We start from the raw sequence: 17,364 nt of genomic DNA on the forward strand, positions 1-17,364 counted from the left end.
AGGTCGTTTAGCTCAGCTGGGAGAGCACCTCCCTTACAAGGAGGGGGTCACTGGTTCGATCCCAGTAACGACCACCATATTCGCAAGCGAGGCTGAGATATCAGCTGCGGTTGCAGAGAAAGTCCCCATTCAGATGGGGATTTTTTTGCCCGCAATTCAGTACTTCAACTTCTTCTGTTGCCGGTGTGGCGAGCCGAACGCCACCTCTTAATGTGCCACTCTGCCACTCTGCCACTCTGCCACTCCGATCCTTCTTCATCCTGCTCTTCCGAGATTGTTCGACGGCCACTGACTTCACTCCTGTCCATCGTGATGCTGCTTATATGAACGCCTGTAATAAAGCAAACGCCAGCAATAAAAAGGGCAGGCCAAGGCCTGCCCGCACGGATTCGCAAAGCGTTACATGATCCCGCGGATCAGGATCCCGCTGATCAGCAGCGGCGCCACCACGCGCCAGCACCAGAGCAGCGCCAGACGCAGGGCGGGTGACAGGCCCGCAGGCAATATGGCATGACCCAGTCGCCAGCCCAGCAGCAGGGTCAGCACCAGACCAAACAGCGGCATCATCAGGTTGGAGGTGAGATAGTCGAGCAGCTCGAAGATGGTCTTGCCAAACAGGGTCAGATCACTCCAGGGGCCGAACGACAGACTCACCGGAATGCCGGAGGCCATGATGAGCAGGGTCAACACCCGGCAGGCGCCACGACGCGACCAGCCCCACTCCTCGGTGGTAAAGCGCACCAGATGCTCAAGCATGGAGATAGAGGAGGAGAGGGCAGCGACCAGCAGCAATAGGAAGAAGACCACCCCCAGCCCCTGACCGAACGGCAGATGACTGAAGACGGCAGGCATGGTCATAAAGGTGAGCCCGGGCCCTGCGGTAGGGTCGATACCGGTGGAGGCCAGCGCCGGGAAGATCATCAAGCCCGCCAGCACCGAGATCAGGCTTGCCAGGGTGACGACCCAGACCCCAGAGCGCAGTACCCCTTCGCTATTGGGCAGGTAGGCGCCATAGGTCGTGTGTACCCCTAGCCCGATGGAGAGGGAGAAGAAGGCCAGTCCCAGCGCGTCCAGCACGCTCTGGCCGGTCAGCATGGAGAAGTCCGGCAGCAGCAGCTGGCGTACACCCGCCATGGAGCCCGGCATGGAGAGACCGACCCCAACCAGCAGCAACATCATGATGAAGAGCGCGGGCATCATCCAGCGCAGTGCCCGCTCAACCCCTTTCTGAATACCCCCCTGCACGAACCACCAGGTCAGGCCTGCGAAAATCAGATGGGTCAGCACCGGCCACCAGGGGTTGCTGACATAGCCGTTGAACAGGGCGGTGAGGGCACTCCCCTCGCTCAGGTTGAGCTTGCCAGCCATCGCCAGCGCGGCGTAACCCACGGTCCAGCCGCCCACCACGCTGTAGAAGCTGTAGATAAAGAAGCCGCAGGCGATCCCCATATACCCCATCCAGCGCCAGTTCGGCCCCACCAGTTTGCGAAAAGCGCCGAGCACCCCGCGCTGGCTATGGCTGCCGAGCAGGGTTTCGCCGACCTGTACCGCTACCCCCAGGGTGAAGCTAAACAGCAGAAACACCAGCAGGAAGGCGCCACCGCCATTGGTGGCGGTCACATAGGGAAACTTCCAGATGGCACCAAGGCCAATCGCTGTGCCTGCTGCGGCCAGCACATGACCGAGACGGGAAGACCACTGAACCTGGCTCATACAACCTCCGGGTAACACGACATCGAAGCAATACTCCTCTGTAGCAATAAACGACAGACCATAAAAAAGGCCGCCTGAGGCGACCTTTGCAATGAACATTCAGAAAAACTGTGCGTGCAAGGTCACCTCTCTTGCGAGCTAAAAAATCGACCAAACAGCACGAGGATGGCAGACATGAGGTGGCAACCTGACTAATGAATGAGGGAACAGCCTAAACCATGGAAAGAATAATTGACACATAAAATCAAAAATTTTTTATGTGTGCCGCTGTCACCACTCTGACTGTACGTACAACTCAATGTGGGGAACCTCGCAGGGTAGCATCTTTTCTACCTTGTGGCTATTTACTGGGCGATAATCGACGTAGCTTCTTCTGGAACTAGTGACCGCGACATGGCACTGACGGGGACAACGATGAGACAGGATGTCGTATGAGATGGATGATGCTGCCCTGGTTACTGATCAGCCTGAGTGTGTCGGCGCAGCCCGGATTAACCCTGCTGAGTCACGATTTACCCCCCTTTACCGAATACCGCGACGGCAAGCTCGACGGATTTGCCATTCGCCTGATCGATGAGGTGCAGGAGGAGCTTGGCACCCGTTATCCGGTGCGGATTTACCCGCTCAAGCGGGCGCTGGCGTTGGCACGGGTCGAGCCCGGCTATGGACTGTTCGTGGTACAGCGGCTCCCGGAGCGGGAGTCCCATTTCAAATGGGTTGGCCCGCTCTTTATCAATCGGGTCTTTATCTATCAGGCGCCAGATAGTCGCCACCCGCTGACCTCGCTGGCACAGTTGCGAGATCTGCCCAGAGTGGGGGTCGTGCTGGGCAATGCCGATGATGTGCGGCTGACCCATGAGGGCTACACCAATCTGGTGCGCTACAAGACGGTCGGGGAGGCGATAGAGCGGCTGATGCTGGGCAAGATCGATGCCTTGCCGATGGCGGAGCTGGTGATGGAGGCCACCCTCGACAAGATGGGGTTATCCCGGCGCCGCATCGTCAGCAGTGGGGTACTGCTCCATCAGGCCGGTCTCTATATCGTCTTTTCCAAGGGAACGGATGATGCCGAGATCACCCGCTGGCAGCATGCCCTGGATGCCGTCAGAGCCGCCCAGGGGCGGGCCGATGAGCCCGCCCGCGAAGAGTAACCGTCACACCAGACCGCGAATCAAGATCCCGCCGATCAGCAAGGGGGCAATCCAGCGCCAGCAGTTCATCAGCAAGTGATGCCAGTGGCTGGCAATCCCTTGCGGCAACGCCTTGCGTCCCAGCTTCCAGCCCAGCAGCAGCGTCAGCATCAGGCCGAACAGCGGCATCATCAGGTTGGAGGTGACAAAGTCCAGCAACTCGAAAATGGTTTTGCCAAACAGGGTGGCGTGTTGCAGCGGGCCAAACGACAGGCTGACCGGAACACCGCTAACCATGACGAATCCAGTGATGGCGCTGCAGGCCGTGCGGCGTGACCAGCCCCAGGTCTCGCACTGGAAGCACTGCAAATGCTCCAGCAGGGAGATGGCCGAGGAGAGCGCCGCAAAGACCAGCAGGGCGAAGAAGATCACCTCAAGCACCTGACCGAAGGGCAGCAGCTGAAATACTGCCGGCATGGTCATAAAGGTGAGACCGGGGCCGGAGGCCGGGTCGATACCGGTCGAGGCCAGCACCGGGAAAATCATCAAGCCCGCCAGTACCGCCACCATACTGGCCAGCAGCACCACCCAGAGGCTTGAGCGACCAACCCCTTCGCTGGTCGGCAGATAGGCGCCGTAGGTGGTGTGAATGCCCAGACCGATGGAGAGGGAGAAGAAGGCCAGCCCCATGGCATCGAGCACGCCGGACATCCCCAGCTTGCTGAAGTCGGGCATCAGGAAGTGACGAACCCCCGCCATCGCATTGGGCAAGGTGAGGCCAAAGGCGACCAGCATCAGGATCATCAGGAACAGAGCCGGCATCATCCAGCGCAGGGTGCGCTCCACCCCTTTCTGAATGCCCCCTTGCACCACCATCCAGGTGAGGGCGGCAAACAGCAGGTGAGTGAGGATTGGCCAGACGTCGCCGCTGACATAGTCATTGAAGCGGGCGGTGAGAGCAGCCGCATCCCCATGGTTGAGCTGACCGGAGAGGGCCATGCCGGTATAACCCAGGGTCCAGCCGCCCACCACGCTGTAGAAGCAGTAGATGAGAAGGGTAGAGATCACTCCCATTACCCCAACCCAGCGCCACTGTTTGCCGAGCAGATCGGAGAAGGCTCCGACTACCCCGCGGCGACTCATGCTGCCGAGCAGGGTTTCCCCCATCAGTACCGCAACCCCCAGGGTGAAGCTGAAGAGCAGAAAGACCAGCAGGAAGGCGCCGCCGCCGTTGACGGCGGTGACATAGGGGAATTTCCAGATTGCGCCGATACCGACCGCGGAACCCGCTGCGGCGAGGATGTAGCCGAGTCGGGATGACCATTGGGACTGCTTCATAAGAACTCCAATCGAGCGCCCCTTGGGCAGGGGCAGAATGGCGCTCATGTTACGGAGGTCACGGCGCAATCACTACGACGGTTATCAGGTGTAAATGCAATTTATTGGCATAATTGGCTAATTTAATTCTGTTTTTTGCCCAATCCTGCCACCAAATAAAAACCGGAGCGAGATTGCTCCGGTTTGGTCTCTGACAACTGTTCGTCGGGGGACTAGATCACCCCCAGCTCCCGCAGCCGCTCCATCAGGTAGCTGTGGGCGGTATGGCGCTCGGAGAGCACCACATCCGGGCGCGGATGGAGGAACAGCGGCAGCGAGATGCGCGACTTGGCGGCACTGCCCCCGGTCGGGTTGATGACGCGGTGGGTGGTGGAGGGGTAGTAGCCGCGAGAGGCCTCCTGCAGCATGTCGCCGATATTGATGATGAGGGTGCCAAAGTTGCACGGCACGTCCATCCATTCGCCATCGGAGCCCTTCACCTGCAGCCCCGGCTCGTTGGCGGCGGGCAGAATGGTGAGCAGGTTGATATCCTCGTGGGCGGCGGCGCGGATGGCGCCCGGCTCCTCGGTGCCATCGAACGGCGGATAGTGCAGCACCCGCAGCAGGGTCTTCTGGCTCTCTTCGATCATCGAGGAGAGCGGGCAGCTGTAGTTGGCGGCAATATCGGCCGGGGTGTACTGCTCCACCCAGCTCAGCAGCTCTGCGGCCAGACCGTTGGCGAGGCGATAGTACTCCATCGCCTGCTCTTTCAGCTCTTGTGGCATCTGGCCCCAGGGGTAGATGTGGAAGTACTCCTTGATGTCTTTCTGGCTATGGCCCTTGGCCACCTCGGAGACCGACGGCGGGAAGTAGCCATCCTGAGTCTCGCGGTTGAACAGGAAATCCTGCTTCTGCTCACTCATGAAGAAGCGATACCAGTTGTCGTAGATGGACTGCACCAGCTCTTTCGGAATAGGGTGGTTGGTCAACACGCCAAAGCCGGTGGTTCGCAGGGATTCGGTGAAGCGTTGGGCCGCATCGGGTGAGCGGTAATCGACGGTCAGGACTTTCATTGTTTTTGTTGCGCGCCAGTTAAAAGATGGCGCAGTTTACCTTGCACCTGATAACAAGGAAAGCGGGTTGGCCGCCCCGTCCGGCACGGCGTTGAATAGTGATAAAAACATCAAATAAGCCGCGCCAGACCGCATGGGAGCGCATCCCTTGTTATGGCCTTTTATCCTCTCTAGAATGCCGCTCACTATCTTTTCCGGAGTCTGTCCATGTCCCTCAAAATCCTGTTGCTGACCCTGCCGGTATTGCTGGCGGGATGCAGTGCCCTGTCAGAAGATGAGTGCCGCACCATGAGTTGGTACAACCTGGGTTATCAGGATGGATCGGAAGGCAAAACCCGTCAGGCGACCCGCGACTACGTTTCTTCTTGCAGCGAATATGGCCTCAAAGTGGATGAGGCCGAGTGGAAACGGGGCTACGACAAGGGGCTGGAGCTCTACTGCATTCCCGAGCTGGCTTACAGCAAGGGCAAGGAGGGGCAGGCCTATCTGGGGGTATGCCCCAATGACGCCAGCTTCCTCAAGCAGTATCAACGCGGCTACGAAGAGTACAAACTGGCCGCCCGCCTGCGGGAGATCAGCGACGAGCTGGAGCGTACCGAGCGGGATATCGATACGCTGGAGCGCAGCATCCGCAACGAAACCAACACGGAACAGCGCGACTACTACCGCGCCAAGCGCGATCGGGCCATTCGCCACTACGAATCCCTGCGCCGGGAGTACAACCGTCTGCGCTATCCGGATCGGGTGATCCAGTTCTCCTTCGGCGGTTAATCCCTCTCTTCATGGCCAGCCCGCGTGCTGGCCATGTTGCATCCCGTCAGATCAGGGCAGTACCCAGCGCTGCAGCGCCAGTGCGATACCATCTTCGTTGTGGTCGGCCGTGACCCGGTGGGCATGGCTCTGGATCTGCGGGGCCGCATTGCCCATTGCCACCGCCAGCCCAACTTGCTCGAACATGCTGATGTCGTTGTTGTTGTCACCAAACGCCACCACCTGCTCCATCGCAATCCCTTCGCTGGCAGCCCACTGGGCCAGCCGGTTGCCCTTGCTGCAACCGGGCTGTACCAGCTCCACCGCATAGGGGGCCGCCCAGTCACGGGTAAAGGGCATCTGCTCGACCACCTCGCCCATAAAGGTGTGCAGGCGTGCCGGATCCTGATTGAATAGCTCCAGCTTCCAGACCGGGTTGTCGAGCCAGCCTGCCAGCTCCTCGACCGGGTGGAGGGCGATCTTGAGGTGATCCGGCTGATTGGCCGACCAGTGGCGGATGCGGGTGACATGCTCTTCACAGCCGATGTAGCCAATGCCCTCGCTCAGGTGGAACAGGGCGCCCATCTGCTGTGCCTCGACCGCGGCTAGCAGCTCGGTAAGCGGGGCGGCCGCCAGCGGGTCGCCGCTGAGGATCCGGTTCTGCACCGGATCATAGAGATAGGCGCCATTGCTGCAGATGAGGGGGGTATCGAGTGCCAGCTCGTGGTGGAAGGGACGCGCCGTCATGTAGTGGCGCCCCGTGACCAGCAGCACCTTGATGCCGTGGGCGCGGGCTTGCGCCAGGGCGGCTCGGGTGGCCGACGAGATCTTGTGATCCCGGGTCAGCAGGGTGCCATCCATATCGAGCGCGATGGCCTTGTACTCACTCATAGCTCCTCCAGCATCGAACAAATCCGCAAAGAGCCTTACCGTCCCAGACCCGGCGCCCCGATGCAAGTCTTGCCCGCGGCCGAAGCGCCGAACTGTGATCCCTTCGTGGCTCAGGTGCAGCTGGCCAGCTGTTGACGACGGTCGGCACGGCGGCGCAGCAGATAGAAACCGGCGGCACTGGCAAGGGAGCAGAGGGTGGCGAGATAGAAGGGCCACTCGGTACCGGCCAGCAGCACCAGACTGCCCACTACGGCTGCCAGGATTGAGCTGCTAACCGTCAGTCCACGATAGAGCCCTATTGCTTGCCCCTGCTGTTCGGCATGGCTACGGTTGGAGATCGCCACAGAAATTGCCAGCCCTCCTAGGCTCATGCCGATGCCGGCCGGAACGAAGGTGAGTGCCAGCCCCCACCAGTGCACGGGCAGGATAAAGAGCAGCATACCGCTCGCCATCACTAGATGGCCGACGATGCCGAGGGTGCTGCCGCGCCAGTGGCGAGCAAATCGGCCACTCAGCCAGGAGCCCGCCATCATGGATAAGCTCACCAGCACACCCGCTTGCGCCAACTGGGCTGGATCCCAAGATCGCTGCTCCACCAGCCAGAGATTGAAGTAGGTGAAATAGAGCTGCACCGCGCCATAGCTGATCAGGGTAAGCGCGAAGTAGGGGAGCAGGGCCGGTTGCAGCAATAGCTGGCGGCTGGAGAGGGTCGGGGCCTGCCGGGCGGCCGCCACCGGTGGACGATAGGGGATCAGCCAGTAGACCAGCAGCAGGTTGAGCAGGGTCATCACGACGGCCAGCCAGGCGGCCAGACTGTAATCCCCCGAGATCACCGCGGCGTAGCCACCGAGCATCGGTCCTACCACCCAGCCCAAATTGATCCCCATGCTGATTTTGGCGAAGTTGCTCGCTTTGGTCTGGGTCGTACTCAGGTCAGCTGCCATTGCTTGCACGATTGCCACATTACCGCTGAATAGGCCTGCAAGAGCCCTCCCCAGTAGTAACAATGACATGGAGCGCCAGGCGATACCTAACGCCATCAGGGCATAGCCTGCCAGTACCCCCGCCAGCGAGAGCAACAGCAGTGGCTTGCGGCCATAGCGGTCGGAGAGGCGACCGAGCCAGGGACTGCCCACCAGCTGGAACAGGGGATAGAGCCCCATGATGACCCCCAGCCAAACCTTGCGGCTCCAGTCGGAGGCATCCGGCGTCAGCATGCCGTGGGCCGGATCCAGCAGCAAAGGTGCCAACACCGGGGAGGGGAGACTGAAACCTGCAACTGCCAGCGTGACCGTCATGATCAGCACCCAGAGGGGATTTTTGTGCCCGTGTTTCTCCATGTTGCACCCATTAAATAAAGTTATTGGTTTATTTATACTGATTCATAGACGGGATTAAGTAAAGTGAATTGTTGATTTAATAAAGAGCGCTCCCCATAATGAGATCATGAACGCAAGCACCGACAAGATCCTGTTTCTGCTCAAGAGCCATGGCCCGCAGAGCGCCGCCGCGCTGGGGGAGCAGTTGCAGATGACCTCCATGGGCGCCCGCCAGCACCTGCTCACGCTGGAGCAGGAGGGGTGGGTCACATTCAGCGACGAGGCGCGCGGGCGCGGTCGTCCCGTGCGGCTGTGGCAGCTCACCGAGCAGGCCTGGCAGCGCTTCCCCGATAGCCATAGCGACCTGACCGTGCAACTGATCGACAACGTGCGCGAGCTGTTTGGCGAGGAGGGGATGGAGCGGCTGATCCAGCAGCGGGAGCAGCAAATGCTTGCTCGCTATCAGGAGGCGCTGGGGTCCCATGGTCTATCTGGCCGGCTGGCGGCGCTCAAGGAGCTGCGCACTCGCGAGGGCTACATGGCGGAGATCCTCCGCGAAGAGGATGGTAGCTGGCTGCTGTGGGAGAGCCACTGCCCCATCTGTGCGGCAGCGCGTACCTGCCGCGGTTTCTGTCGCAGCGAGCTGGCGCTGTTTCGCCAGCTGCTGGCGCCGGCGACGGTGGAGCGGGAGCAATATCTGCTGGAGGGGGCGCATCGCTGCCTCTATCGCATCACGCCGCCCGCGCTCTGATTTCATCAAACGCCCAAAAACAACAAAGCAGGCGCCGGGATGCCTGCTTTGTTGCCTTCGGGGAGGGGGTTCTCTCGTTCCAGCCCGTCGTTTCCCGATAAGGTAAGACGGCTGATGGGGCTCTTGACCCGGTAAGGTCCTTCACCGCAGAGACCCGGTCAGGTATCTGCTTTGCCACCGGAAGATGTAATCATAGTATCCCTCCCATGCCGGTGAGTGGTTGCAAAGTAACCACTTATTTCGGTTGTTTTTGCAATAGTTCACCCTTAATCTAGGAAAAGTGGATTAGTCATTGCAACGAGGAAGGGTAAATGCTGAAACTTGATCGCATAGACAGACATATTCTCGAGCTGATGCAGGAGAATGGCCGCATCAGCAATCTGGAACTGGCCGAGCTGGTCGGGCTCTCGCCGTCCCCCTGCTCCCGCCGGGTCAAGGCGCTGGAGGATGCCGGTCTCATCGACACCCACGTTACTCTGCTCAACGCCCGCCAGCTTGGCCTCACCCTCACCGCCTACATTCACATTTCCATGGACAGACACACGCCCGAGCGGTTCGAAAACTTCGATCGCGCCATCAGCGAACTGCCCGAAGTGCTGGAGTGTGATCTCATCACCGGTAATGATGCCGACTACCAGCTCAAGGTGGTGGTGCGCGACATGGAGCACTATCAGCACTTCCTGCTGGACAAGCTGACCCATATTCCGGGGGTGACCGGAGTGCGCTCCAGCTTCGTGCTGCGTCGCATCAAGCACAAGACGGCACTACCGCTCAACCATCTGGGGTGAGCCCGCGCAAGCCGCTTATATAAACAGAAAGAGGAGGCCACTGGCCTCCTCTTTTGCTATTCGCTCTTGGTTATTCGGTAGTGGTTATCGGGTCTGGATTAGCTGTCGCGGTGACGGGGCGACTGCCGCTGTCAGACGCTGACCTGGCTGATGTCTGCCACCTGCAGCAGCCAGCCGCTCTGCTCCTGCAGCGGTTCGCCGCTGACCCGCAGCCGCTCGCCGGTCGGCACCCATTGCCCCTCGGGCAGTGAGACCAGCAGGCTCTCGCTGCCGTTGTCGAACAGCCAGCGATCTTCGCCAAGCGATTCAATCAGATAACCTTCCATCTCCACTCTGGACTCGGCTTGCCAGGATGGCGCAACGGAATCACGGCTCCCGATGAAATCCCCCTGAACACCAAAACTGGCTAGCCCCCACAGAATGGAGAGCCCGACGATGGATGTTTGCATCTTGTCTCTCCTCTATTGGAACTGTAGGGCCAGTATGGGAACAGAAAACTGAGCGCACCATGAACAAGGTGGCAAAGTGCTGGCGAGATCGCGAAAAAATCCGGCCAATTGGCCGGCAGTGTCATTTTATGGTGTCTAGATCACACTATTTGGCGGCTTCTTCTGCCATCCGTTCCTCTCTTGGCTTATTCGTCCACATGGCTACCCCACGATGATCCCCACAGATCCCCTCTGCCACCACGGCGCGAACCCGGGTGCCATCTTTGCAAATGGCCTGCCAGGCGTCGGCATCATCGATGGCGAGCGAGTTGGGGGGCGGCGTGGTTTGGCAAGCCGTGAGCAGCAGGGCGCACAGGGGGAGCAATTTTTTCATGGCGGACTCCTCGGGGTAATGGGGGACTGAGAGGATGGGGATGACCTCTCCATCCGGGCTTCACTCCCCAGCATCAGTGATAACCGGTTAAGGGGCAAGGGGGGGGACCACTGACGGCCGCAGGTGCCGTGCAGCCGGGGCTTGCCCTGTGCCCTCCTTGGGCCTAAGGTGAGGCCGTTTTATTGCCTGATTGAAGGAGCGTTTTCATGTCCACTCTCTATCCCCGCGTCGGGGTCGGCGTCATCCTGACCAACGCCCAAGGCCAGGTGCTGCTTGGCAAACGCAAAGGGAGCCATGCCCCCTACTGGTCGATCCCGGGTGGTCATCTGGAGTTGGGGGAGAGCTTCGAGTCGGCGGCGATCCGCGAGGTGGCCGAGGAGACGGGACTTGAGATCCACGGGCCCGAGGTGGTGGCGGTGACCAACAATCTGGAGACATGGCGCGAGAGCGGGCTGCACTATATCTCGGTGACGCTGCACGCTAAGGCCGATGGTGAGCCGCAACTGCTGGAGCCGGAGAAGTGCGAAGGCTGGGTCTGGTGCGATCCGCGCGCGTTGCCCGAGCCCCATTTCGACGCCAGCCGTCAGTCCATCGCCTGCTGGCTGGCGGGACGCTGCTATTTGCCGGGTGATATGCCCATGGTGTCGGCCTAATCAGTCTGATTGTCATAAAACGATCATCGCGCTGTCATAATATCCCCTCTCCATCGGGAGAAGAGGGATGAGGGAGAAGAGCGTGGGACAGGTATTTATTCAGTTTTTATGGCTGGGCTGCATCAGCTTTGGTGGTCCGGCCGCTCATATCGGCTATTTCCAGCGCACCTTCGTCCAGCGGCTTGGCTGGCTGACACAGGCCGAATTTGCCCGCTTGCTGGCGCTGTGCCAACTGCTGCCGGGGCCCGCCTCCAGCCAGCTTGGTTTCGCCATCGGTCGTCATCGCGCCGGTCTGGGCGGGGCGCTCTCAGCTTTTCTTGGCTTCACGCTGCCCTCATTTCTGCTGCTACTGGCGGCCGCGATCGGCATCGGCCAGCTGGGCAGCAATCTGTGGCTCGATGCGGCTTTGCACGGCCTCAAGCTGCTGGCGCTTATCGTGGTGGCCGATGCGGTGTTCACCATGAGTCGTCAGTTCTGTGCCACTGGAATGACCCAAGGGATTATGGTGGTGACCGCTGCCGCACTCTGGTGGCAGCCCGGTCTGCTGACTCAACTGTTGATGCTGGCGGGAGCGGCGTTGATCTGCGCCCGCAGCCAGAGCGGGGCGGGTAGTGTGCCAGCCTCCGCCGAGCTACCTTCTGCCGCCAGCAGTCAGCCCCATTGGCCGACCCTGCTGCTGTTTGGCATCCTTTTTATCGGTCTGCCGCTGCTCAGCAGCCCGCTTGGCCAGCTGGTTGCCGACTTCTATCGCGCCGGTAGTCTGGTGTTTGGCGGTGGTCATGTGGTGCTGCCGCTACTGCAAGAGAGCGTGGGACACACTCTCAACGAGCAGCAGTTTCTGACCGGTTACAGCCTGGCGCAGTTGGTGCCGGGCCCCATGTTTACCCTTGCCACCTATCTTGGCGCCCAGTTGCAGCCAGAAATGCCGATGAGCGGGGCCCTGTTGGCGACCCTGGCGCTCTTTGCACCCGGCTTTCTGCTGCTCTGGGCGGTGGGCCCCTGCTGGCAACAGTGGCTGGCCCAGCCCCGTCTGGCGGGGGCCGTCACCGGCATCAATGCTGCCGTGGTGGGCTTGTTGCTGGCGGCGCTCTATCAGCCGGTGTGGCAGAGCGCGGTGCTGGCGCCGACCGATCTGGCGCTGGCGGCCATCGGCTTTTATCTGCTGCGTGTGTTGAAGCTGCCGATACCGGCCATTGCGGCCCTGCTGGTGATGGCTGCTATCCTGCTGGCGTGAAGCCGGTGAAATCCCGATAAAAACGACGCCTCCGTGATGGAGGCGCCGGTTTTATTGCAATGGGTCAGCCGCTTAAGCGTCGGGATCGAAATCCAGACTCAGGCTGTTGACGCAGTAGCGCTGGCCGGTCTCGGTCGGTCCGTCGGGGAAGACATGACCGAGATGAGAGCCGCACTGGCGGCAGGTGATCTCCACTCGCTTCATGCCGTGGCTGTTGTCCTCGGTGTACTCCACCGTCCCCTCGATGGCCTTGTCGAACGAGGGCCAGCCGCAGCCGGAATCAAACTTGGCTCCTGAGTGAAACAGCACGCTCTTGCAGCAGACACAGAGGTAGTCGCCGCTCTTGCGATTGTGGAGCAGGGCGCCGCTGTAGGGGCGCTCGGTGCCCTTCTCCCAGCAGACGTGAAACTGCTCGGCGGTCAGTTTGCTGCGCCACTGTTCCGGATTGTTACTGCTCATACCGACTCCTTGCCATCCATACCGGAGCCCAGCATAGCGGCTCCGTAAAGCTGACTCCAGCATGCCTCTTATGCTTTGCCTGTATCTGTGATCGAGGTGGCAACCATCTCCTCACCGGATGCAGGGAGAATTTCCTGCTGCGGTGGCTGGGCATCCTCCGCCGTGCTGGCCAGCGCCACCCGCTCCAGCAGTTTGAGGGAGTGGGCCCGGCCGACCGCTACCTGCCGTTTGATGTCATCGGGCAGGAAGGGCAGCCCATCGTTGGTGGCGGTGTCGATGGTCTGGATCCACTCCAGCCCTTCTCCCGGAGGCGGCAGGCGGAACTGGATGTCGTAATCGCTGGCGTTGAACAGCACGTACCAGCGCTCGCCGACACAGTTGATCATGCCGATATCCATGGCGAACGCCTGCCCCATGGGGGCGTGCCAATCCTGATCGGTGAGCTGGTGGCCGTCCGGGTGATACCAGTTGACCTGATGGCAGCTGGACGGGGCGCCATTCCAACTGTCGTCGCTCAGTTGCAGGTTGGAGAAGACGCTGGACTCCGCCCGCAGCGCCATCATCTGCTGGGTGAAGGCGAACAGCCGTTCATCCTCCGGTCGCCACTGCCAGTTGACCCAGCTGATCTGGTTGTCCTGACAGTAGGCGTTGTTGTTGCCAAGCTGGCTGCGTCCCATCTCGTCGCCGGCAAGGAAGTGCGGTGTCCCTTGCGACAGCAGCAGGGTGGCAATCAGATTGCGTTTCTGCTGCTGGCGCAGGCTGTTGACCCGCGGATCCAGGGTCGGCCCCTCTACCCCGTGGTTATAGGAGAGGTTGTTGCCGTGACCATCCCGATTGTCTTCACCGTTGGCCTGATTGTGGCGCTGGTTGTAGGAGACCAGATCCTCCAGGGTGAAACCGTCGTGATAGCAGAGGTAGTTGACGCTGGTGTGGGGCGATCGCCAGTTCTTCGGGAAGATATCCCGCGAGCCTACCAAGCGGGTGGCAAAGTCCCCCATCTTGCCCGCATCACCGCGCCAGAAGGCACGCACAGTATCGCGATAGCGGTCATTGATCTCCTGCCACTGGCTCGGGAATTGACCCAGCCGGTAGCCGAAGGGACCGATATCCCAGGGTTCGGCGATGAGCTTGACCTGTGACAGCACAGGGTCGGCCATCACGGCCTTGAAGAAGGCGCCCATGGGCTCGAACTCCCCTGCTTCCCGCGCCAGCGTCACCGCCAGATCGAAACGGAAGCCATCCACCTGCATCTCGGTGACCCAGTAGCGCAGGGCATCGAGCACCAGTCGCAGGGTGTTTGGGTGATCCAGATTGACGCTGTTGCCGCAGCCGGTCACGTTGGCATGACGGGTGTAGTCCGGGCCGTGGGGACCCGCTTCGAAGGCGTAGTAACCGGCGTTGTCAAAGCCCTTGAACGAGAGGGTGGGGCCGTCGAAGCCCGAGGCGGCAGTGTGGTTGTAGACCACATCCAGAATCACCTCGAGCCCGGCCCGGTGCAGCTCGCGCACCATGGTCTTGAACTCGGTCACCGCCTCGTCGGCCCTGGTGCTGTAGCGCGGCTCCGGGGCGAAGAAGGCGATGGGGTTGTAGCCCCAGTAGTTGGTCAGTCCCAGCTGTTCCAGTCGCGGTTCCGACATGAAGGCGGCCACCGGCATCAGCTGCACCGAGGTGATGCCGAGACTCTTCATGTGCTCGATGACCAGCGGGTGACAGATGCCAAGGTAGGTGCCCTGCAGCGCTTTGGGGATCCCTGGATGCTGCTTGGTAAAGCCCTTGACGTGGGTCTCGTAGATAATGGTGCGGGCTGGACTGATCCCGGGTTTGCCAACCCCTTGCCAGTCAAAGCTGTCATCCACTACCACCGACTTGGCAATCATACCGGCGCTGTCACCCTGATAGAGGGCTTCATCCCAGTAGGTGGGACGACTGAGCGCCTTGGCGTAGGGGTCGATGAGCAGTTTTTGCGGATCGAACAGCATCCCCTCCTGCGGGGTGCCATAGACCCGATAGCCGTAGCGCTGACCGGCCTTTACGCCACGCACGTAGCCAAAGCGATACTGGCCACGGCGGCCGGGCAGCTCCAGCCGCATCAGCTCCTGCTCCTGCTCGTCGTACAGGCAGATCTCCACCTTGTCCGACTGGGGGGCCCAGACGCAGAAGTGGCAACCGTTCTCGTCAAGGCGGGCCCCCAGCGGGTGGCCCACCCCTTTTTCCATTACAAGCATCAAGACTCCTGTTTGATAAACAAGGTCGCCAGCGGCGGCAGATCCAGCACTATGCTGTGTGCCATCCCCTGCCAGGGGGTCGGCTCGGCAGCGAACACCAGACCTACATCATAGTTACTGCCCCAGTAATACTCGCTGTCGGTGTTGAGCACCACCCGATAGTGGCCCGCAGCTGGGACGCCGATCCGATATTCGAGACGGGGCACCGGGGTGAAGTTGCAAGCCACCACAATAGCCTGCTTGCCCTCTTTGTCCGCCCGCAGCCAGGCAAAGATGCTGTTGTCGGCATCGTTATGATCCAGCCAGCGGAAGCCGGTCTGCTCATAATCGGCCTGATACAAGGCAGGCTCATGACGGTAGAGGTGGTTGAGATCGTGGATCAGCCGCTGCTGACCGGCATGCTTGGGATATTGCAGCAGGTGCCACGGCAGCTGGGCATCGTGGTTCCACTCGTTGCTTTGGGCGATCTCGGTGCCCATGAAATTGAGCTTCTTGCCGGGATGGGCGTACATGAAGCCCATGTAGGCCCGCAGGTTGGCAGCCTGCTGCCACTCGTCACCGGGCATCTTGTAGAGCATGGAGTGCTTGCCGTGTACCACCTCGTCGTGGGAGAGCGACAGGATGAAGTTCTCGTCATAGTGGTAAACCATGGAGAAGGTCATGTCGTTGTGGTGGTAGCGGCGGTGGATCGGCTCTTTCTGCATGTAGGTGAGGGTGTCGTGCATCCAGCCCATATTCCACTTGAAGCCAAAGCCGAGGCCGCCGAGGAAGGTGGGGCGGGAGACACCGGCAAAGGCGGTGGACTCTTCGGCGATGGTCATGGCGTGGGGATACTTGCCGTAGACCTCCTCGTTGGTCCACTTGAGCAGACTGATCGCCTCGTAGTTGTGGTTGCCGCCATCGACGTTCGGTACCCACTCACCGGCGTTGCGGGAGTAGTCCAGATAGAGCATGGAGGCGACCGCATCCACCCGCAGGCCGTCGATGTGGAACTTGTCGAGCCAGAACAGGGCGCTCGCCACCAGGAACTGGCGCACTGTGTCGCGGCCAAAGTCGTAGATGTAGGAGTTCCAGTCCGGGTGCCAGCCACGGCGCGGATCTTCATATTCATAGAGCGGGGTACCGTCGAAACGGGCCAGGCCGTGGGCATCGGACGGGAAGTGGGCGGGTACCCAGTCCAGAATGATGCCGATCCCGGCCTGGTGGCACTGGTCGACGAAGTATTTGAAATCATCAGCGGTGCCGTAGCGGCTGGTGGGGGAGAACATACCCACCGGCTGGTAGCCCCAGGAGCCGCTGAAGGGGTGCTCGGAGACTGGCAGCAGCTCGATGTGGGTGTACTCCATCTCCTTGACGTAGGCGACCAGCTCCACTGCCAGTTCGCGCCAGCTCAGGCTGTCGCCGTTGGGGTGGCGTTTCCAGGAGCCGACATGCAGCTCATAGATGGAGAGCGGCTGCTCGCGTTTGTCGTTGTGCTGGCTGGCAATCCACTCGGCATCCTGCCACTGGTACTGGGCGTGGTCATAGACCACGGAGGCGAACGACGGATACTGCTCGCAGTAGAAGCCGACCGGATCGCTCTTGTGGGGCAGCCGGTTGCCCATGGGATCCTTGAGCTCGAACTTGTAGCGATCCCCGGCCTTGAGGCCCGGCACAAACAGCACCCAGTGACCGCAGAGGCTGCGCTGCATCGGGTGGCGGCGGCCATCCCAGAAGTTGAAATCGCCGATCAGGCTCACCGAGGTGGCGCTCGGCGCATAGACCGCAAAACGCACCCCTTCCACCTGCTGACCAAGGTGCTCCACGGTGCGCAGCTGGGCGCCAAGGGTGTGGTAGAGGTTTTCCGGCTGGGCGGTCAGTTCGGCAAGACCCGACCAAGCGGCATCCTGAAATTGATAGGGGTCGATGACCTCGGTGGTGGCATCTTGGTAGCTGGCGATCAGCTGATAGGGGAAGGAGTTTTTGCGGCGGGTGAAAACAGTTTCAAAAAGACCCGATTCATCGGTGGGCGCCAGGGTGGCAACGACTTTGCCCGACTTGAGATCCTTGACGCGGACTTCGAGGGCATCAGGCAACCAGGCGGTCAGTTTGAGGCCGGGCCCATCCGGATTGGCCTGCAGGCCTAAGTGAGAGAAGGGATCGGAACAGCGGGCAGCAACCAAACGTTCAACGAGCATCGAGATTTCCTTTCATGACAGAGCATCCACTCCGGCCGAAGCCGGAGTGGATTTAGGTGAGA

The 17,364-nt window shown here is 60.7% G+C and carries 16 protein-coding genes and 1 tRNA gene; 7 read left to right on the forward strand and 10 right to left on the reverse strand.

The genetic code is table 11. The features are described 5' to 3' along the window. Window position 1 precedes the first annotated feature (1 nt). Window positions 2-77 (forward strand) — tRNA-Val (locus tag G5182_RS17785). 322 nt (window positions 78-399) lie between these two features. Here the strand turns inward: G5182_RS17785 and G5182_RS17790 are convergent. Then, window positions 400-1,713, reverse strand: a complete 1,314-nt coding sequence (locus G5182_RS17790) for a sodium-dependent transporter (protein WP_421206853.1) — start codon at window positions 1,711-1,713, stop codon at window positions 400-402. Window positions 1,714-2,144: 431 nt separating this feature from the next. On the opposite strand from G5182_RS17790, the gene G5182_RS17795 reads away from it, so the two are divergent. After that, a complete protein-coding gene (locus tag G5182_RS17795) occupies window positions 2,145-2,864 on the forward strand; it encodes a substrate-binding periplasmic protein (RefSeq protein WP_421254593.1) in 720 nt (239 codons plus the stop codon). A 3-nt stretch (window positions 2,865-2,867) separates the two neighbouring features. On the opposite strand, the gene G5182_RS17800 is transcribed toward G5182_RS17795, so the two are convergent. Both G5182_RS17800 and G5182_RS17805 read right to left on the reverse strand, forming a co-directional pair. Beyond that, complete coding sequence (locus G5182_RS17800) at window positions 2,868-4,181, reverse strand: sodium-dependent transporter (protein ID WP_421254594.1); 1,314 nt, start codon at window positions 4,179-4,181, stop codon at window positions 2,868-2,870. Window positions 4,182-4,393: 212 nt separating this feature from the next. Continuing rightward, window positions 4,394-5,233 carry an isopenicillin N synthase family dioxygenase gene (locus G5182_RS17805; protein ID WP_421254595.1) on the reverse strand — a complete coding sequence of 280 codons (840 nt, stop codon included), beginning with the start codon at window positions 5,231-5,233 and terminating at the stop codon, window positions 4,394-4,396. A 207-nt stretch (window positions 5,234-5,440) separates the two neighbouring features. Between G5182_RS17805 and G5182_RS17810 the strand changes: the two genes are divergently transcribed. After that, complete coding sequence (locus G5182_RS17810; protein WP_201958289.1) at window positions 5,441-6,004, forward strand: DUF2799 domain-containing protein; 564 nt, start codon at window positions 5,441-5,443, stop codon at window positions 6,002-6,004. A gap of 51 nt (window positions 6,005-6,055) precedes the next feature. Here G5182_RS17810 and G5182_RS17815 read toward each other — a convergent pair whose 3' ends face one another. Beyond that, complete coding sequence (locus tag G5182_RS17815; protein WP_111900214.1) at window positions 6,056-6,874, reverse strand: Cof-type HAD-IIB family hydrolase; 819 nt, start codon at window positions 6,872-6,874, stop codon at window positions 6,056-6,058. Window positions 6,875-6,984: 110 nt separating this feature from the next. After that, a complete protein-coding gene (locus tag G5182_RS17820; protein ID WP_227341403.1) occupies window positions 6,985-8,214 on the reverse strand; it encodes an MFS transporter in 1,230 nt (409 codons plus the stop codon). A 106-nt stretch (window positions 8,215-8,320) separates the two neighbouring features. On the opposite strand from G5182_RS17820, the gene G5182_RS17825 reads away from it, so the two are divergent. Together G5182_RS17825 and G5182_RS17830 are read left to right on the forward strand one after the other, a co-directional pair. After that, window positions 8,321-8,944: a helix-turn-helix transcriptional regulator gene (locus G5182_RS17825; RefSeq protein ID WP_123172359.1), complete on the forward strand. Its 624-nt coding sequence runs from the start codon at window positions 8,321-8,323 to the stop codon at window positions 8,942-8,944. Between the two features lie 311 nt (window positions 8,945-9,255). Then, window positions 9,256-9,732 (forward strand): Lrp/AsnC family transcriptional regulator, encoded by a 477-nt coding sequence (locus tag G5182_RS17830; protein WP_005304871.1) that lies wholly within the window; start codon window positions 9,256-9,258, stop codon window positions 9,730-9,732. A 131-nt stretch (window positions 9,733-9,863) separates the two neighbouring features. Here the strand turns inward: G5182_RS17830 and G5182_RS17835 are convergent, their stop codons facing one another. Together G5182_RS17835 and G5182_RS17840 are read right to left on the reverse strand one after the other, a co-directional pair. Continuing rightward, window positions 9,864-10,181, reverse strand: coding sequence for a hypothetical protein (locus tag G5182_RS17835; protein ID WP_421254596.1), 318 nt, complete (start codon window positions 10,179-10,181; stop codon window positions 9,864-9,866). 145 nt (window positions 10,182-10,326) lie between these two features. Further along, window positions 10,327-10,554: a hypothetical protein gene (locus G5182_RS17840; RefSeq protein WP_216952052.1), complete on the reverse strand. Its 228-nt coding sequence runs from the start codon at window positions 10,552-10,554 to the stop codon at window positions 10,327-10,329. A 206-nt stretch (window positions 10,555-10,760) separates the two neighbouring features. Between G5182_RS17840 and G5182_RS17845 the strand changes: the two genes are divergently transcribed. Together G5182_RS17845 and chrA are read left to right on the forward strand one after the other, a co-directional pair. Continuing rightward, window positions 10,761-11,207, forward strand: coding sequence for a nucleotide triphosphate diphosphatase NUDT15 (locus G5182_RS17845; protein WP_064339420.1), 447 nt, complete (start codon window positions 10,761-10,763; stop codon window positions 11,205-11,207). Between the two features lie 82 nt (window positions 11,208-11,289). Beyond that, window positions 11,290-12,441: a chromate efflux transporter gene (chrA, locus tag G5182_RS17850; RefSeq protein ID WP_408082998.1), complete on the forward strand. Its 1,152-nt coding sequence runs from the start codon at window positions 11,290-11,292 to the stop codon at window positions 12,439-12,441. 72 nt (window positions 12,442-12,513) lie between these two features. Here the strand turns inward: chrA and msrB are convergent, their stop codons facing one another. From msrB to glgB, 3 genes are all read right to left on the reverse strand, one after another. Further along, window positions 12,514-12,900, reverse strand: a complete 387-nt coding sequence (gene msrB / locus G5182_RS17855) for a peptide-methionine (R)-S-oxide reductase MsrB (RefSeq protein ID WP_040068248.1) — start codon at window positions 12,898-12,900, stop codon at window positions 12,514-12,516. Between the two features lie 68 nt (window positions 12,901-12,968). After that, complete coding sequence (gene glgX, locus G5182_RS17860; RefSeq protein ID WP_227341401.1) at window positions 12,969-15,125, reverse strand: glycogen debranching protein GlgX; 2,157 nt, start codon at window positions 15,123-15,125, stop codon at window positions 12,969-12,971. After that, the gene (glgB, locus tag G5182_RS17865) at window positions 15,125-17,302 is read right to left on the reverse strand and encodes a 1,4-alpha-glucan branching protein GlgB (RefSeq protein WP_421252591.1); all 2,178 of its coding nucleotides are present in this window, start codon (window positions 17,300-17,302) and stop codon (window positions 15,125-15,127) included. Before glgB ends, glgX begins: the two co-directional genes overlap by 1 nt. Between the last annotated feature and the right edge of the window lie 62 nt (window positions 17,303-17,364).

It is taken from the genome of Aeromonas sp. 600948 (genome assembly GCF_049174875.1).
Classification (GTDB): Bacteria; Pseudomonadota; Gammaproteobacteria; order Enterobacterales; family Aeromonadaceae; genus Aeromonas; species Aeromonas veronii_A.

What these genes read in the sequence shown, in the direction of transcription:
- G5182_RS17790 (WP_421206853.1), bottom strand. Translation starts at nt 1,713, where the DNA reads ATGAGCCAGGTTCAGTGGTCTTCCCGTCTCGGTCATGTGCTGGCCGCA.
- G5182_RS17795 (WP_421254593.1), top strand. Translation starts at nt 2,145, where the DNA reads ATGAGATGGATGATGCTGCCCTGGTTACTGATCAGCCTGAGTGTGTCG.
- G5182_RS17800 (WP_421254594.1), bottom strand. Translation starts at nt 4,181, where the DNA reads ATGAAGCAGTCCCAATGGTCATCCCGACTCGGCTACATCCTCGCCGCA.
- G5182_RS17805 (WP_421254595.1), bottom strand. Translation starts at nt 5,233, where the DNA reads ATGAAAGTCCTGACCGTCGATTACCGCTCACCCGATGCGGCCCAACGC.
- G5182_RS17810 (WP_201958289.1), top strand. Translation starts at nt 5,441, where the DNA reads ATGTCCCTCAAAATCCTGTTGCTGACCCTGCCGGTATTGCTGGCGGGA.
- G5182_RS17815 (WP_111900214.1), bottom strand. Translation starts at nt 6,874, where the DNA reads ATGAGTGAGTACAAGGCCATCGCGCTCGATATGGATGGCACCCTGCTG.
- G5182_RS17820 (WP_227341403.1), bottom strand. Translation starts at nt 8,214, where the DNA reads ATGGAGAAACACGGGCACAAAAATCCCCTCTGGGTGCTGATCATGACG.
- G5182_RS17825 (WP_123172359.1), top strand. Translation starts at nt 8,321, where the DNA reads ATGAACGCAAGCACCGACAAGATCCTGTTTCTGCTCAAGAGCCATGGC.
- G5182_RS17830 (WP_005304871.1), top strand. Translation starts at nt 9,256, where the DNA reads ATGCTGAAACTTGATCGCATAGACAGACATATTCTCGAGCTGATGCAG.
- G5182_RS17835 (WP_421254596.1), bottom strand. Translation starts at nt 10,181, where the DNA reads ATGCAAACATCCATCGTCGGGCTCTCCATTCTGTGGGGGCTAGCCAGT.
- G5182_RS17840 (WP_216952052.1), bottom strand. Translation starts at nt 10,554, where the DNA reads ATGAAAAAATTGCTCCCCCTGTGCGCCCTGCTGCTCACGGCTTGCCAA.
- G5182_RS17845 (WP_064339420.1), top strand. Translation starts at nt 10,761, where the DNA reads ATGTCCACTCTCTATCCCCGCGTCGGGGTCGGCGTCATCCTGACCAAC.
- msrB (WP_040068248.1), bottom strand. Translation starts at nt 12,900, where the DNA reads ATGAGCAGTAACAATCCGGAACAGTGGCGCAGCAAACTGACCGCCGAG.
- glgX (WP_227341401.1), bottom strand. Translation starts at nt 15,125, where the DNA reads ATGCTTGTAATGGAAAAAGGGGTGGGCCACCCGCTGGGGGCCCGCCTT.
- glgB (WP_421252591.1), bottom strand. Translation starts at nt 17,302, where the DNA reads ATGCTCGTTGAACGTTTGGTTGCTGCCCGCTGTTCCGATCCCTTCTCT.